1 protein-coding gene and 1 pseudogene are annotated in these 582 nt (G+C 41.6%); both read left to right on the top strand.

Translation table 11 applies throughout. The features are described 5' to 3' along the window. A pseudogene (locus AC3G7N_RS21945) lies at nt 1-222 on the top strand (4-aminobutyrate--2-oxoglutarate transaminase); the annotation flags it as partial. 39 nt (nt 223-261) lie between these two features. Then, nucleotides 262-582: aldehyde dehydrogenase family protein (locus AC3G7N_RS21940; RefSeq protein WP_489424239.1), on the top strand; the 321-nt coding region annotated here is incomplete at its 3' end.

Below are 582 nucleotides of genomic sequence, written 5' to 3'. Positions count from 1 at the left end.
TTCGTTAAGGATCGAAAAAGTAAAACGCCAGATAAAGCTTTAACTGACCAGATTTTAAAAGAAGCACATCAACGGGGGCTTATTGCTCTGAAAGCTGGTGTATTTGATAATGTAATTCGCTTGTTGATGCCACTTGTAATAACTATCGAACAGCTGGATGAAGGATTGAACATCCTGGAAGAAGCGATTGAATCCGTTCTTGTTGGAGAAAAAACGAAATAAACTGTAATAGTGAACGATACAGATTGGAGTGAGTTGAAAATGAATGAGGTAAAAACAAAAAACTATCTAATGAGTATAAATGGGGAATGGGTCGGGGAGGAACTCGATCTGCTCAAAGTTAGCAACCCAGCAAATGGGCAGATTGTTGGTTCAGTTCCAAACGGTGGTGAAAAGGAGGCTAATCTAGCAGTTGAGGCAGCGCACAGGGCTTTTCAGACCTGGTCGAAAACGACTGCCTATGAACGGGCAAATCATCTAAAACGACTTCATCAGCTCATGCTGGAAAACCAGGAGGAATTAGCACAAATTATGACCTTGGAAATGGGTAAACCAATCAATGAATCCCGGGGCGAAGTCAAT

It is taken from the genome of Virgibacillus carmonensis, assembly GCF_057836705.1.
This window is presented reverse-complemented; position numbering and strand designations above follow the sequence as displayed.